This window comes from Winogradskyella sp., assembly GCF_045105575.1.
GTDB lineage: Bacteria > Bacteroidota > Bacteroidia > Flavobacteriales > Flavobacteriaceae > Winogradskyella.
In genome coordinates this window covers 23,052-38,948 of the sequence record NZ_JBGCDQ010000030.1, presented here as the reverse complement: position 1 = coordinate 38,948, position 15,897 = coordinate 23,052, and the positions used below count along the sequence as shown (strand labels likewise).

Genomic DNA, 15,897 nt, shown 5'->3' with positions numbered 1-15,897 from the left:
GCAATGACCATTAAAGTAATCAGCGCCATTATAACTGCGGTTTTATTTGTACAAATCTCCAACGCCCAAGATCCCATATTTACGCAATCTAATTACATACAAGAAACCATAAATCCTGGTTTTTCTGGTTTTGAAGATAATGATAGAATTAGCGCTGGTATTTTAAGCCGTACGCAATGGCCAAATTTAGATTTACAGGTTAGTACACAATATTTTTATATTAATAAATCTTATGAAAACAGAAACAGTTCTGGTTCTGGTATAGGTTTTAATGCACTTTGGCAAAATGAATCGTTTACCAACTATAATTATTATCAGGCTAATGTAAATTACATGCATCGCGTTAATCTCAGTGGAGGTTGGTTTTTTAGACCTGCAATCGAAGTTGGTTTTGGGTTTAAGGATATCGGATTTAGCAGTTTAACCTTAGCGGATCAGATTAATATTAATTCTGGTGTGATTAATCCGGTTTCCGCAGATCCTTTTAGCGGTAACCTCGATAATGTTGCTTTTTTTGATGTATCCTCAGGTTTGGTATTTGAGAAAGTAGGTTACAATGGTTCATCTTATTGGTTTGGTGTTTCTGCCAAACATCTCAACCGTCCTAGTATTTCCTTTTTAAGAAATGAAAACGTGCCTTTAGATATTTTCTACTCCATACATGGCAACTACCGTTTCCCTTTTTTAAATGATTATACGATTATGATGACGGCCAACTACATGCAACAAGGAGAATATAACCGTTTAGATATTGGATCGTTATTTCAAGTCAATCAATTTTTAATTGGTGTCACAGCAGCTACAAACCCAGCTCGTAACGATAATGATAGTCATTTACTCACTTCAATTAATGGATTCATTGGTTTAGAATACACCAATTTTAGATTCGGATTATCCTACGATGCTAATGTGTCTAATATAGGCAATACCAATGGTGTCTATGAGTTTTCGCTAACCTATATGTCGCGTTGTCGCAGTTGTCCTACGGATCGCAGTCGCAAGCGTTAGGATTCACAAAAATAGTAAGGCAGAGGTTCTGTTTATTCACTTTAAAGCCATTATCTTTATAACCAAATACAAATATAGATTTATAATTTATGGACATAAAACTAGCAGTACTTATCGATGGAGATAACATACCATCAGCTTACGTAAAAGAAATGATGGAGGAAATTGCCAAATACGGCAACCCTACTATTAAGCGTATTTATGGCGATTGGACCAAACCACATTTATCAAAATGGAAAAATATGTTGCTAGAAAATGCCATAACGCCAATACAGCAATATGGCTATACTACAGGTAAAAATGCAACCGATTCTGCCATGATTATTGATGCTATGGATATTCTGTATTCCGAAAAAGTAGATGGGTTTTGTTTGGTATCTAGTGATAGTGATTTTACACGTTTGGCAACACGTTTGCGAGAAGCAGGCATGGCGGTTTATGGTATTGGTGAAAAGAAAACACCAAATCCGTTTATTGTGGCTTGCGATAAATTTATTTATATCGAAATTTTAAAGCAACAAACCACAGAAAACGAATCTGAAACCTCAGAAACAACCACAACCTCAAAAAATACTTACGATAAAATAACTCAGAAAGAAATCCGATTTATTTCAGCAACAATCGATGCTGTAGCGGATGATGATGGTTGGGCATTTTTAGGTGATGTTGGTAGTTTACTTCAAAAAAAACAACCCAATTTCGATTCCAGAAATTACGGGTTTCTAAAGTTAACTCCGTTAATTAAATCGATACCTGCTTTCGAAATAGAACGACGAGAAGATTCAAGAGGTCATAAAAAATTAATTTATGTAAAACTAAAAGCCTTAAAAACTAAAGGTAAAAAGAGTTAATAAAGCCTTAGTAGTTTCCCTATAAACATGAGGTCTTTTGCTGAAAATTGAGTGCAATACTGAGTGTTTATTTGATAAAGGCATAAATTCAATTAACAAAAAATTAAATTGTCTTTGTCTAGCAGAACAATTAAGGTGCTTATCTTTGCAAAAAAAGAATTGCAGCCATGTCTAAAGACAAGAAACCAGATCAGATTGTATTTAATGAAGATTCCCAGCGTTATGATGCTGCTTTAAAACCTTATGCCACGAGTGTTGGTGCTCCGTCAATAATAGTTACGGACAATTCTACTTGGAAAAATAGAAATATCCACAAGGCCAACAAGCAAATTAAAGCCAAGTATATTGAGCTAAAGGCTGAATACGAAAAAATGATGAAAGAGCTCGAGTACAATACGCTGGTTTATAATTCGCGATATACTTTTGAGCCTATTGTTGGTGAAACGTATCATTTGTATCGTGATAAAAATCAGAAACCATTTTTATCCATCATTATACCATCACAATGTAATTTCGATTTTATCGGTAGTTTTGTTATCAATAGTGAATTTGTTTGGAAAAAAGTAGAAGATTCAGAGGATCTTACCACAACTTTGTAAGAGACACTTCATCTTATTTTGACTAGTGTTTAGTCTATAAAAAAACCCAAAACAGCTGTTTTGGGTTTTTTATTGTAGCGAGAACGAGAATTGAACTCGTGACCTCCGGGTTATGAATCCGACGCTCTAACCAACTGAGCTACCTCGCCATTATTTCGGCTGCAAATATAGAAACAAATTCTACGACAGCAAACATAACATTCTAAAAAAATAATTTTTAATTTAAAGTTCTTAATTCTTCTATAATTGTATATATTGAGCACATAATATAATGCAGTTATGGACGATAAAGTAAAATTTGAAATGGAGTTTGTTATTCAGGCATCTCCAGCCCTATTATATACATATATATCAACACCTTCTGGTTTGTCAGAGTGGTTTGCAGATAATGTAAACTCTCGTGGTGAGCTATTTACCTTTATTTGGGATGGTTCAGAGGAGCAAGCAAAATTATTGAGCAAAAAAAGTGGTGAGCGTATTAAATTTCGTTGGTTAAGTGACGATGAAGATGGTGTAAACTGTTATTTTGAAATTCGCATACAAGTAGACGAAATTACCAAAGATGTCTCACTGATGATTACAGATTTTGCTGAAGATGACGAAGTGGAAGAAGGCAAGATGCTTTGGGATAACCAAATTTCAAGTCTGAAACAAGTTTTAGGTTCCGCATAAGAGCTAACTAAGTATTCTATCATATCTTTGTCTCGATTTATTTTTAAAACTAAATCGAGACTTTTTTTATGATAAATTTTAACGGCACATTGCTTTTACCTTCAGAAGCAAAACTTACAGTTCACAATAGAGGTTATAATTATGGCGACGCACTTTTTGAAACTTTAAAAGTTGTCAATGGACATATTTTTTTCTGGGAAGACCATTATTTCAGATTAATGGCGTCTATGCGAATTCTTAGAATGGATATTCCTATGAATTTTACGATGGAATTTCTAGAATCTGAGATTTTAAGAACGCTTGAAGCAAACGATTTATTAAACGCTGCGTCTCGCGTAAGACTTAACGTGGATAGAGGTGAAGGTGGAAAATATTTACCGTCAAATGAGGCGAAAGTGCAATTTAATATTAGTACAGAGCCGCATGCTAATCCGTTTTATACTATTGATGCGGATGCGTCTTACGTGGTAGATCTGTATAAAGATTATTTTATGGCACCAGGATTACTTTCAGGATTAAAATCTAATAATAAAGCCATACAAGTCATAGGAAGTATTTATGCTAAAGAGAATGATTTTGATAATTGCTTGGTTCTAAACACTAACAAAAGTGTCATTGAAGCTTTAAACGGCAACTTGTTTTTAGTAAAAGGAGATAAAATTAAAACACCACCATTAGAAGATGGTTGTTTAAAAGGCGTTATGCGAAAGCAAATATTAGAACTTTTATCTAAAGATGTCAATGTTATTATTGAGGAAGCATCTATAAGTCCGTTTGAACTTCAAAAATCAGACGAATTGTTTGTAACCAACGTCATTAAGGGCATTGTGCCAATTACAAAATATCGTAAAAAAGAATATGGAAGTGATTTTGCGCAAGGTCTTATCAAGAAGTTAAATGCGAAGTTGAGGTTGTTGTCGTGAATTGAAGACCAAGATGAAGATGAAGATGAAGACGAAGCCGACGATGAAATCGAAAATCTGAATGGCCTTTGTTATTTCTTATTTGGGTTGACGTTGAAAAAATAGTGATTGATAACACCATTTTTCTACTAAATACTCTGCCTTTTATATGTATCTCAGTTTAACAATTAGTAAAAAGGTGTACTGAATTTATTTTCTTTCAAATTGAATAGTGTGTTCTCTATTTTAGAGTGATGATGACTCCATAAAAATTTATGAAAATTATTAAAGTTAGTGTCAAGTTTTTTCAATGAAGCCAAAATATCCAACTAGACTTCGTATTCTACTTCATCTTCATCTTCATCTTGGTCTTCACCTTCAACTTCAATTATAACTAGGATTTTCCGGAGCGTTAGACCAAATGCTATAATCACCACCCAGCTCTAGCATTTTTTCGCGCCAAAACGATATGCACGATTTAGAAATAATATCTTTATTGTAGATGTTTTCAGAGATGAGCCAAGCATGAGACTTCAGTTCGCTATCTAATTGTTGTTCGTCCCAACCAGAATAGCCCAAAAAGAAACGAATATCGTCAGTAGAAATATCTCCTTCATTAATAAGGTTAAGCACTACGGCAAAATCGCCTCCCCAAAAAATACCATTCGATATTTCAATGCTATTAGGTATTAATTCTGGTGATTTATGAATAAAATAAAGATTATCCTGCTCTACAGGACCTCCGTTATAAACTGGAAATTCCGATTCTGTACCTTCAATAAGGTCTTTGAGATTGTAGTTTAATGGCTTGTTTAAAATAAACCCAACGGAACCTAAAGCGTTATGATCTGCTAGAAGAATCACAGCACGATTAAATGAAAGATCACCAATTATGGATGGTTCAGCAATTAGTAAATTGCCTTTTTCAGGTTTACTCATTTTCGCTTTTTGATATGTTAAGATATCTAAATCTATGTTTTTTTTGCTTAAAAAACAACTTTTGGTCGACCTAATGTGTAACTAGTTCGTTCTCTATTTTTGTTTTTAATGATAATGTATAATTTTAAACCGTTTAAAAATGAGCACAAAAAAAAGCCTACTCAATGAGCAGGCTTTGTATTTTAAACAAAAAATGTTTTAGTTTACAGCTCCACTTAAGTCAGAACCTGCCTTAAATTTTACTACATTTTTAGCTTTAATTTGAATCGTCTTTCCAGTTTGTGGGTTTCTTCCATCTCTTGCAGCTCTTCTAGTCACTGACCAAGAACCAAATCCTACTAAAGATACTCTGTTACCTTTTTGTAAAGATCCTTCGATATCAACTAATAAAGAGTCTAATGCTTTTTTTGCTGCTGCTTTTGTAATTCCAGCATTCTCTGCCATCCCGTTGATTAAATCTGTTTTGTTCATAAAATATTTCTTTTAAATTATTAAAAATTCGGTTTTAAAATTGTTGTTCTTAAAATCCTTAGACAAAATTATTAGGAATATTCAGCTACACAAGTAATAGCAAGGGAAATACGGCTTTTTGTTAATAACTTATAACATTTGTTAATAAAGGATGTGTATTTCGTCGGATTTTTAGCAAAACCAATGATAATAAGGGTTTAGAGCAGTTTTGCGGATTCAGAAAAATTAAACCCATTTAAAAGCGATTTTACGTCCAGTTTTCGTTTTCCTGGAAGCTGAATTTCAAGAATATTTATATAACCTCCTTTGCAAGCGACTTTTAACTCATCTTTTGTTGAAATTAATTGTCCTGCATTATAAGTGTGACTTTCTTTTTGTTGTTCCACTCCAAATAGTTTAATGCTTAAAGTTTCGTCATCACCATTATCTAAAAAGCACCAAGCTGCAGGAAACGGATTTAAGCCTCTAATTTTATTATAAATAAGGTCTATAGGTTGCGACCAATCAATTTTACAATTGTCTCTATTTAGTTTGTAAGCTGTTTTTAAGTCTTCGGATTGTGGTTGTATTTTAGTGCTAACCTCATTGTTTGCAATTTGTTTCACAGTTTCAACAACCAGTTTGCTTCCAATTTCCATTAAGTCGTCATGCAATTCGCCAACGGTTGTTTTTGAACCTATGGCTGTGGCTTCACTTTGTATTACAGCACCAGTATCTATTTTTTCATCTATAAAAAACGTAGTGACTCCTGTTTTTGTTTCACCATTAATAATTGCCCAATGAATAGGTGCTGCACCCCTATATTGTGGTAGTAATGATGCATGTAGGTTAAACGTGCCATATTCTGGCATTTGCCAAACCACCTTAGGTAACATTCTAAAGGCAACTATGATTTGCAAATTGGCATTTAGTGCTTTTAATTCTTCAATAAAAGCGTTAGCTTTTAAATTTGTTGGTTGTAAAATGTTGAGATGATGCTCTAAAGCAAACGCTTTTACAGCCGATGCTCGTAATTTTTGACCACGACCAGCAGGACGATCTGGTGCTGTTATAACACCAACAACATTATAGTCATTTTCAAGTAGTGCTTTTAATGTGGCCACCGCAAAATCTGGTGTGCCCATAAATAAGATCCGTAAATTGCGTGTTGAACTCATATAAGGGAATAGGTGTTAGCGTGTGTTAAGATGATTTGTTTTGTTTCTATTAATTCTGAAATACTTTTTAAAAGTACCTTTTCAGAACATTGAAGTTCTTGTAATAATTGGCGCGAAGATAAAGGCTTATCTTTTAACTTTTTTAAAATTTGATGCGCAATAGATGCCTTTAATAGCGTATTTGAAGCTACTGCTTTAGCCATACAAACCGAACATTTACCACAGTTCTTGTTCGACGCTTCTTCAAAATAATATAAAAGTTGTTGGCTTCTACAAACGGTATCGTTTTTAATATAGGCTAAAACTGATTCAATTTGCTGATGTTTTAAAGTATGCTGCTGTTCTATAGTTTTTGCGATTGGGTTAATGGTGATATCATCTTCACGTGGTTGCAAAAATGTGATTTCAGAATCGGTATTTGCCATGTTAAGACTTATCACCTCGTCTTTTTCTAAGCGTTGTAATTGTTCAATAACCTGTTTTTCGGATAGTTTTGTTTTCTGAAGCACCAAACTAAGGTTCACTTTGGTTTCGTAATCAAAAATACCTCCATAGGTTCTAAGCAGCACTTTTACTAATAGGTTTAGGTCGAGATGCGTTTCTAAATATTTAAATAAAACGGCATTCGAGGTGGTAAACTGAATTTTTGTTCTAAAATTGAATAGTTGCGTTAAGGTAATAATGGCATTTCGGTCTAATAATAAAAGTGCATTATACGTAATACTGGTGTTCAACTTGTAAACGTTACAAAATGATTTAAAATCGAATTGATGCGTCATGTTTTCACCTTCACCATATGAGATTTGAAAATAGTTACACAACTTATTATAAACTGTTTTTACAAAAGCTACAGACGGTAAAGTGCTAAGAAACTGACTGCGTAAATGATCTTCATCGATATGCTGCTTTAAAATAGTGGCATAAGCCAATTTGCCATCTCTACCAGCTCTGCCAGCTTCTTGGTAATAACTTTCTAAACTTTCGGGTAAATTAAAATGAATAACAGTTCTTACATTGGCTTTGTCAATTCCCATTCCGAAAGCCGTAGTGGCTACCATAATATCTTTTTGCCCATTAGTCCATTGTTGTAAACGGTCTTGCTTCTCTTTATTAGTTATGCCACCATGATAAAATGTTGAAGACAAGCCTTTAGCATTGAGAAAATTATTAATATTCACTGTGGCCTTTCGGTTTCTAACATAGATAATGGAAGCACCAGGATTACTTTTTAGAAGATGTTCTAATTGAAATAATTTATCATCGGTATGCGTCACATTATACCCAATATTTGGTCGTAAAAATGAAGCCTTAAAGATGTTTGGGTTTATAAAATCGAGGTTGTTTACAATATCATCAATCACATTATGTTTTGCCGTTGCGGTAAGTGCAATGCAATTGACATGCGGATGAAGCTCACGTAAAATAGTGATGTTTTTATAGGCAGGTCTAAAATCATTTCCCCATTGACTAATGCAGTGCGCTTCATCTACCACAATTAAATTAACTTGCATTTGCTGAATACGCTGTTGTACTAAGGTTTGTTGCAAGCGTTCTGGTGAGAGGTATAAAAACTTATAATTGCCATAAATACAATTGTCTAATTGCGTGTCTAAGTCTTTGTAAGCCATGCCAGAAGTTAAGGCAATGGCTTTAATCCCTTTTTCTTTTAAGGTAGTCACTTGGTCTTTCATTAAAGCAATTAGAGGAGACACTACAATACAGATACCATCTTGGATAAGCGCAGGAATTTGAAAACAAACTGATTTTCCGCCACCAGTTGGCAATAAGGCAAAAGTATCCTCATGGTCTAAAACCGATGAAATAATTTCTTCTTGTAGCGGTCTAAAGGATGTGTGATTCCAGTACCGTTCTAAAACTTCTATAGGATGCATTACTGCAAATTTAAGGACTCTAAAATAAAATCGACTCTAGAGTCTACATTTCCGAAGGGCACATCAGTTAACTCATAACCAAAACGCTTATAAGTGTCTAATAAATGATGGTGAATTTCTATAGCTTCTTCAAAGTTTTCATACCGTTCGCTATCACTTGTAAAAATCTCTTGCCATGGTGCCAGAATAAAAATAGCATCGTAAGTATGGGCTTCACAAGCGTCAATAAAAGGCTTAGGGTAAGTATCTCCAATATAATCCATATAGGCAATGACGTCTGGCAAACCTCGATCTAAAAAAACAGTCGCTTCTGTTTCTTGGGCAGCATCTTTAAATTGTTGTGTTCTGCCTTCTAAAAGCTTTTGACTAAATAAAAGCGGTTCGGTTAAAAAAAGTTGCTCAATACCATCTTGTCTTGCTTGCAAGGTGATTTGCCTAGAAATTTCATCGTAGCACAAAAAACCACGCTGTTTTAAGGCATTGATAATGGTGGTTTTTCCGGTACCTGGACCACCTGCGATGACAACTTTTTTCGGATTCAAATTAAGACTGTTTTATCATGTAAAATTCGGTATAAAAATTTAAACCTTAAAATCTAAACTTAATGTATCTTTGCATTTGAAAATTTTTAGCATGGATAGTTCAAAAAATACAGACGAATTTTACGAAAAATTAAAGTCGCAACTCTACGATACAACCCTTTGGCCAGCTGAATATTTATATAAGTTTATCGTGTTGTCTAAAAGTTCTGGTGTTAATGAGATTGAAGCACTTTTTGATAATTTAGGTGCGGTGATTACCACAAATGAATCTAAAAAAGGAAAATACACCAGCGTTTCTATCAATGTACGAATGAAAAATCCCGAAGCAGTGATTGCTAAATATAAGGAAGTCGCAGAGAAGGTTGAAGGTGTTATTTCTCTTTAGACAAAACAAACGACTTAGTGACCTTTTTTTGAAATGTAATCTGTCTTAAAATTGAATTTGTAATAGGGTATTTTCACATAAAGATGAGAGCATATTTAGAAGCATGTTTATTCTATTTTTTTTTCATCAGCGGATAATGCATAATTTGCACAGAATATTTGTTTAACACTTCGTTATTTTTTGTACTTTGCAACAAAACCTAGAGACTACGGGTTTAAAATTATTTACTACACACATTTTACAATTTTGATTGACGATTTAGAATACAATACCGAGCGCGAACATTTAATTATACCAGAGTATGGACGTCATCTGCAAAAGATGATTAATTATGCTAAGTCTCGCGAAACGAAAGAAGAACGCAACAATTTAGCAAACGCCATTATTTCTGTAATGGGAAATCTACAACCTCATTTAAGAGATGTACCAGATTTTAAACACAAATTATGGGATCAGTTATTTATTATGGCTGATTTTGATTTTGATGTAGAGTCTCCGTACGGATTACCTTCAAAAGAAGAAATACAAGCTAAACCTGAACCTTTAAAATATCCGCAAAACCATCCGAAATATCGTTTTTATGGTAACAACATAAAAACCATGATTGATGTGGCCTGCAGTTGGGAAGAAGGAGAACTCAAAGAAGCGCTTAAATATACCATTGCTAATCACATGAAAAAGTGCTTCCTCAACTGGAACAAAGATACCGTTGAAGATGCAGTGATTTTTAATCATTTATTTGAATTATCTGATGGTAAAATAGACCTAAAAGACAGTGAAGAAGATTTAAGTGATTCTACAAGTTTATTGCGTACCAAATCTAAATATGGTAGCAAGAGTAGCTCAAATAAGAAGAGCAATAATACAGGCAAGAAAAAATATTCTAATAACAGAAAACGTTACTAAAACGTATGAGTACATTTAAAATTGAAGGAGGCCACCAACTAAAAGGAAAGATTCAACCTCAAGGAGCAAAAAACGAAGCTTTACAAATCTTATGTGCAGTGCTTTTAACTGCCGAAGAAATTAAGATAGACAACATACCAGATATTATTGATGTAAATAAACTCATTGCTTTATTAAGAAAGTTGGGAGTAAAAATCAGTAAAGTTGGTAAAGGTTCTTATACATTTAAGGCGGATGAAGTAAATCTTAAATACTTAGAGTCGGCAGAATTTAAAGAAGACGGTAAAGGTTTAAGAGGTTCAATTATGATTGTGGGTCCTTTATTAGCACGTTTTGGTAAAGGGTATATTCCTAAGCCAGGAGGTGACAAGATAGGTCGTCGTCGTTTAGATACACATTTTGAAGGTTTTATAAATCTTGGTGCAACGTTCCGTTACAATAAAGAAGATTTGTTTTATGGTGTTGAGGCAGACCGACTAAAAGGCACTTATATGCTTTTAGATGAAGCATCAGTAACAGGTACGGCAAATATTGTTATGGCTGCAGTTTTAGCAGAAGGTACAACGACGATTTACAATGCTGCTTGCGAACCATATTTACAGCAATTATGTAAAATGTTGAATCGCATGGGAGCCAAAATCTCTGGAGTAGGTTCTAACATGTTAATTATTGAAGGCGTTGATAGTCTTGGTGGAACAGACCACAGAATGTTACCAGATATGATTGAAATTGGCAGTTGGATCGGTTTAGCAGCAATGACCAAAAGCGAATTAACAATTACTAACGTGAGTTGGGATGATTTAGGTCAAATACCAAACGTCTTCAGAAAAATAGGAATTACAGTAGAGCGTCAAGGTGATGATATTCATATACCAGCGCATACCAACGGTTATGAAGTTCAAAATTATATCGATGGTTCAATTTTAACGATTGCAGATGCTCCGTGGCCTGGATTTACTCCAGATTTATTGAGTATCATTTTAACCGTTTTAACCCAAGCCAGAGGAAGTGCTGTGGTGCACCAAAAAATGTTTGAAAGTCGTTTGTTCTTCGTTGATAAATTAATTGATATGGGAGCAAAGATCATCCTTTGTGATCCGCATAGAGCGACCATTATTGGGCACGATTTTAAGTCGACATTAAAGGCAACAACCATGACCTCTCCAGATATTAGAGCAGGTGTTTCTTTATTAATTGCAGCCTTATCAGCCAAAGGTACTTCTACCATTCATAATATTGAACAAATAGATCGTGGTTACGAAAATATAGACGAACGTTTAAGAGCTATTGGAGCTAAGATTGTTCGTGTTGAAGGAAATTAATAGTCTTTAACCATTTTAAATATTTAAAAAAAAGCCTCTGTTTTCAGAGGTTTTTTTTGGTTCTATGCGTTTGCAAAAGTCTGAAATGTTCTAATGAAACCAGAAAATCTCCAGAGGCATTCAATTTAAAAAACAGCCATTCAGCATAAATACTACTAATTTTAACAGGTAATTTACAAGTTAATAATGAATTAGACGTATCTTAGAATAGAAGAAGCGAATTCTTAAATTGATGAATGCTAATATCCCTCTAAAGCACTATTTTTTCGCATTGTTTTTAATGATAAGCCACACTGTGTTTTGTCAATTGAACGATTTTAATTTTACAGTTTCCGCCATAGATGAAACTTGCGCTGGTAATGGATCTATTTCAATGACCGTTTCCGGAATTACAGAAAATGCGACGGTGACTTACACACTGTACTTATATCCCGATTCAAATACTCCGATTGCACAGACCACAGCCGATACGTTTACAAATTTAGACAGTGGAGATTATAGGGTAGAAGCCATGCAAACTTTGGGTAATGCTCAAAACACACAAAGTGCTGATATTACTATTAATAATTCAATTTCTGCCTTAGATTACGACATAGAACAAGCCTTTTTTGGTGATTGTAACACGGCAGGTTTGGTGATTAATATTACCAATGGAACGGCTGAATTATATGAAATTATATCAGGTCCTATAACGGCACCTTTACAAACAGAAAATAGCTTTAGTGGTCTTGTTGAAGGCACGTATGTGATTCGTGTTTTTGATAGTTGTAACAATGCGCTCACTAAAACATTTACCTTGTTAATTGGTAGTACTACGTTTACGGTTAGTAATACCATACCATCTGGTGTTTTAGATAATTGTACAGAAGTAACAATTACAAATGTAATTGCAGCAGGTAATGGTGGAGGACTGGTTTATCCAATTTCTGTAAATTACGTCATATTTCCGCCAGATGATTCAACTCCCTTAACTTTTGAACAGACGTATCAAACTGGTGCAGATTTGGAGTTAGAAGCTACAGAAACAATTGCTAATTACGAAGACCAAAGTTTTGAGATCGAAGTGATAGTAGAAGATCAATGTGGTAATATGGTTTCGGTGATTAATGTAATAGATCCAAACCCTCAGGTTAATATGTCTATGGTTGCTAGCTTTTGTGGATTCAATCTTAATATTAATGTGACTAATGTTTTACCGCCTTATACTTTAGAATTTACGGAAGCACCTGAGGGTTTCGATCCTTTGGCACATAACAATAGCACTGATGGTATTTACACGGAATCAAATATTAGCTTTGGTGAAGAAGATAGTAGCTTACCGTTTGGTATGTATAGTGTTCTTGTAACAGATGCCTGCGACAGAGCAGGTACTGCAACCATTGAATTGATAGAAGAGGAAATTGAACCAGAAATCTCAGTTTCAAACGGAGGCTGTAATCCACTTTTTGCAACGTTGAATGTAAATATACCAGATAGGGATATTGTCTCAGCAATATTTACAGACGCACCAGAAAATTATGAGAATACCATTCCTGATGCTGTATCAGACTCAATTACAGAAAACGGAATTTTGATTATTGAAAATTTACCAGAAGGAGATTATACCTTAGAACTGATCGATGAATGCGATACTATCTATGTTTTAGAGATTAATGTTTCAATTGAATACGATGTATCACCAACTGTTTTTACTACTCCTAATTGTGCCACAGAAACAGGTACTTTAAGAATAGCAAGTCCTATTGGTAGCATTCAGAGTATTGTTGTAACAGAAGCACCAGAAACATTTACGCAGGCATTACCTTTTGATTATAGTGCCAACATATTATCAACTGGTGTATTTTATGTTGATAGTTTGCCAGAAGGCACTTATACCATAGAATTTAGCGATACTTGCGAGAATGAATTTAGCATTGAGCAAACTATTGTAGCTTATCAAAGCGATTCATCCATTTATAACGTACAACGCAATTGTGGCTCTTTTGATCTTGGTATTTTCGACAACGACACTTCTGTTTTTGACCAAACGTATTGGTTACAAGTGTACTCAGAAGAAAGTGATCGTTGGGTGCATCCCAATACAAATGTACCTTATACGGAAGGTGAGATACCTAATGTTTCAAATGCTATTGCACTCGAAAATAATGAAACGCTATTAAACATTTTCGTGACAGGAAATTTTAGATTGATTAAAGTTTTTCAGCCCTTCAATAACCCTAATCCTGATGAACGGTGTTTAGATATTTTTGCAGAATTTGAAGTGGTGTCAGATTTAATTATAAAGGATGTTTTTAACCTTAATTGCGAAGGCGGATCAGGTCCATCAGATATTTTGGTAGACGTTTTGGGTGTGGCACCTTATCAGTTTTCAATTGTTTCACCTGTAGTAATTGAAAATGGGAGTGATAATATTTTCACTAATTTAAATCCGGATATTTATGAAATTAGAGTAGAAGATGTTTGCGGAAGCATTGAAACCATAACGGTGAATTTAGAAGATTTATTACCTGTGGTCAGTGTTGGTACACCTTCAGATATAGTGGTTTGTAGTGATTTAGGAAACGGACAAGCCGTTTTCGATTTGGCTCAGCAGAATGACACCTTATTAGGAATTCAAAATCCTGAAGTGATTACCGTGACGTATCATTTAAATCAGAATGATGCAGATGAAGGCAGCAATCCTATTCCAGAAAATTTCGAAAATTCCATAAATCCTCAGACCATTTATGCCAGATTGGATCATAATACACTAGACATTTGTTACCAAACCGCATCTTTTCAATTAATAGTTGGTGATATTCCGCAATTAGGACCAGATGAGGTTTTAACACTTTGTGATGGTGGTTTTGTGACGCTTTCGGCTGGCTTAGGCTACTCTAGTTACCTTTGGTCTACTGGTGAATCATCGTCTTCAATAGTGGTGAGCAGTGCAGGAAATTATAGTGTTACGGTTTCAGAAAACTACAGTGATTTTTCTTGTGAAGCAACAAAATCATTTTCTGTAGATGTTTCAGGAATTGCCACTATTGAATCGATTGAAACTGAAGATTTTTCCCTTAATGGTAATTCAATCACCATCAATGTTTCAGGATTTGGTGATTATCAATACTCCTTAGATGGTATTAATTACCAACCAGAAAATAGATTTATCAATTTACCAACAGGCGATTATATGGTTTTTGTAAGGGATAAAAATGAATGTGGTGTCGTAACGCAACAGGTTTATCTTTTAAATTATATGAAGTTCTTCACACCAAATGGTGATAATGTTAATGAATATTGGCAAATTTTAGGAGCAGAATTTGAACCTAGTTTAAAAATTTATGTCTACAACCGCTACGGAAAACTATTAACTGTATTTAGAGGTATTGATACAGGTTGGGATGGCCGTTATAATGGAGAAATTATGCCGACAAGCGATTATTGGTTTGTTGTAGAACGTGCTCATGGCAAAACCCATAAAGGTCATTTTACTTTGAAGCGGTGATTTTGTGCATGACTGAGGAATTGATGATATGTGCTGGTAGAACACTTTTTTATTAGTTAATTCCTAAATCGTTGATAAATGTATGTTTTAATTGAATTTCGGAAATGGGAATTCCTATTATTTTACTAACAATTCCTAAGACAATGCGTTCAATCTCATATGTATTACTGATGTTTTGAATGTCAATAATCTTCTCAAAATTTAAAGATAATATCCAATCAATTAATGATCTGATAGTACCTTTTGTAACCGCTAAATTTCTTTTGATAGTTCTAATTCCAAAAAAATTTACGTAGGCGTCCAAATTAGGATTAAAGTCAATAGCAACTAATTCAGGTAATTTAAGACCGAGTTCAACTTCTAATCGTTGCCAATTTAGTTTTAGAGCGGATGGTGTAAGCAAATCTGAAATTTTGCTGTTTGGTTCTATTTCTAAATCCGTTAAGTTCAATTTCTTGAATGCTTTTCTAATTCTATAAAACACGATTTGGGTTAAGCATTTATCTATAGGGTTCAAAATGATTTTTCTATAAATAGCATCCATAAAGTCTTTTACGGTAAAAACTTTTTTAGCCTCGGAATCATCTATTCTTATTCCAAAGGTATCCTCAACTGACATTAGTAATGCAATAGAATCTAATCCCATATGCGTTTAGTTCTAAATTTTTTATAACAGTGTTATATTAGAAAAGTGACTTTCAATAAGTAAAAATTAAATCTAAGTTTTGAGAAGATTTATACAAACTATGACAATGACGTAATTA

The 15,897-nt window shown here is 34.1% G+C and carries 15 protein-coding genes and 1 tRNA gene; 9 read left to right on the top strand and 7 right to left on the bottom strand.

The window, feature by feature from the left end:
* Positions 1-3 precede the first annotated feature (3 nt).
* From AB8B52_RS08030 to AB8B52_RS08020, 3 genes are all read left to right on the top strand, one after another.
* Positions 4-1,008, top strand: a complete 1,005-nt coding sequence (locus tag AB8B52_RS08030; RefSeq protein WP_406026947.1) for a PorP/SprF family type IX secretion system membrane protein — start codon at positions 4-6, stop codon at positions 1,006-1,008.
* An 89-nt stretch (positions 1,009-1,097) separates the two neighbouring features.
* Positions 1,098-1,859: an NYN domain-containing protein gene (locus tag AB8B52_RS08025; protein ID WP_406026945.1), complete on the top strand. Its 762-nt coding sequence runs from the start codon at positions 1,098-1,100 to the stop codon at positions 1,857-1,859.
* Between the two features lie 167 nt (positions 1,860-2,026).
* Positions 2,027-2,458 carry a DUF2452 domain-containing protein gene (locus AB8B52_RS08020; protein WP_406026943.1) on the top strand — a complete coding sequence of 144 codons (432 nt, stop codon included), beginning with the start codon at positions 2,027-2,029 and terminating at the stop codon, positions 2,456-2,458.
* A 75-nt stretch (positions 2,459-2,533) separates the two neighbouring features.
* Here AB8B52_RS08020 and AB8B52_RS08015 read toward each other — a convergent pair.
* Positions 2,534-2,607: transfer RNA gene (locus tag AB8B52_RS08015), tRNA-Met, on the bottom strand.
* A 130-nt stretch (positions 2,608-2,737) separates the two neighbouring features.
* Here AB8B52_RS08015 and AB8B52_RS08010 point away from each other — a divergent pair.
* Both AB8B52_RS08010 and AB8B52_RS08005 read left to right on the top strand, forming a co-directional pair.
* Entirely contained in the window at positions 2,738-3,130 is a 393-nt protein-coding gene (locus tag AB8B52_RS08010; protein ID WP_406026942.1) for an START-like domain-containing protein, read from the top strand.
* Positions 3,131-3,198: 68 nt separating this feature from the next.
* Positions 3,199-4,053 carry an aminotransferase class IV gene (locus AB8B52_RS08005; RefSeq protein WP_406026941.1) on the top strand — a complete coding sequence of 285 codons (855 nt, stop codon included), beginning with the start codon at positions 3,199-3,201 and terminating at the stop codon, positions 4,051-4,053.
* A gap of 363 nt (positions 4,054-4,416) precedes the next feature.
* Here AB8B52_RS08005 and AB8B52_RS08000 read toward each other — a convergent pair whose 3' ends face one another.
* The 5 genes from AB8B52_RS08000 to AB8B52_RS07980 all read right to left on the bottom strand — a co-directional run bounded on the left by AB8B52_RS08000 (position 4,417) and on the right by AB8B52_RS07980 (position 9,033).
* On the bottom strand, positions 4,417-4,971 hold the full coding sequence (locus tag AB8B52_RS08000; RefSeq protein WP_406026939.1) for a YqgE/AlgH family protein: 555 nt from the start codon (positions 4,969-4,971) through the stop codon (positions 4,417-4,419).
* Between the two features lie 198 nt (positions 4,972-5,169).
* On the bottom strand, positions 5,170-5,442 hold the full coding sequence (locus tag AB8B52_RS07995) for an HU family DNA-binding protein (protein ID WP_406026937.1): 273 nt from the start codon (positions 5,440-5,442) through the stop codon (positions 5,170-5,172).
* A gap of 197 nt (positions 5,443-5,639) precedes the next feature.
* Positions 5,640-6,599, bottom strand: coding sequence for a methionyl-tRNA formyltransferase (gene fmt / locus AB8B52_RS07990; RefSeq protein WP_406026936.1), 960 nt, complete (start codon positions 6,597-6,599; stop codon positions 5,640-5,642).
* Positions 6,596-8,491: an ATP-dependent DNA helicase RecQ gene (locus AB8B52_RS07985; protein ID WP_406026934.1), complete on the bottom strand. Its 1,896-nt coding sequence runs from the start codon at positions 8,489-8,491 to the stop codon at positions 6,596-6,598. Before AB8B52_RS07985 ends, fmt begins: the two co-directional genes overlap by 4 nt.
* Positions 8,491-9,033 carry an AAA family ATPase gene (locus AB8B52_RS07980; RefSeq protein ID WP_406026932.1) on the bottom strand — a complete coding sequence of 181 codons (543 nt, stop codon included), beginning with the start codon at positions 9,031-9,033 and terminating at the stop codon, positions 8,491-8,493. The genes AB8B52_RS07985 and AB8B52_RS07980 overlap by 1 nt, the downstream gene beginning before the upstream one ends.
* 91 nt (positions 9,034-9,124) lie before the next feature.
* Here AB8B52_RS07980 and AB8B52_RS07975 point away from each other — a divergent pair, with 91 nt between their 5' ends.
* From AB8B52_RS07975 to AB8B52_RS07960, 4 genes are all read left to right on the top strand, one after another.
* The gene (locus AB8B52_RS07975) at positions 9,125-9,418 is read left to right on the top strand and encodes a DUF493 family protein (RefSeq protein WP_406026931.1); all 294 of its coding nucleotides are present in this window, start codon (positions 9,125-9,127) and stop codon (positions 9,416-9,418) included.
* Positions 9,419-9,664: 246 nt separating this feature from the next.
* On the top strand, positions 9,665-10,324 hold the full coding sequence (locus AB8B52_RS07970) for a DUF4290 domain-containing protein (protein WP_406026929.1): 660 nt from the start codon (positions 9,665-9,667) through the stop codon (positions 10,322-10,324).
* Between the two features lie 5 nt (positions 10,325-10,329).
* Entirely contained in the window at positions 10,330-11,646 is a 1,317-nt protein-coding gene (murA, locus tag AB8B52_RS07965) for a UDP-N-acetylglucosamine 1-carboxyvinyltransferase (protein WP_406026927.1), read from the top strand.
* Positions 11,647-11,926: 280 nt separating this feature from the next.
* Positions 11,927-15,133, top strand: a complete 3,207-nt coding sequence (locus AB8B52_RS07960) for a T9SS type B sorting domain-containing protein (RefSeq protein ID WP_406026925.1) — start codon at positions 11,927-11,929, stop codon at positions 15,131-15,133.
* Between the two features lie 52 nt (positions 15,134-15,185).
* On the opposite strand, the gene AB8B52_RS07955 is transcribed toward AB8B52_RS07960, so the two are convergent.
* A complete protein-coding gene (locus AB8B52_RS07955) occupies positions 15,186-15,779 on the bottom strand; it encodes a phosphopantetheine-binding protein (RefSeq protein WP_406026924.1) in 594 nt (197 codons plus the stop codon).
* Positions 15,780-15,897 lie beyond the last annotated feature (118 nt).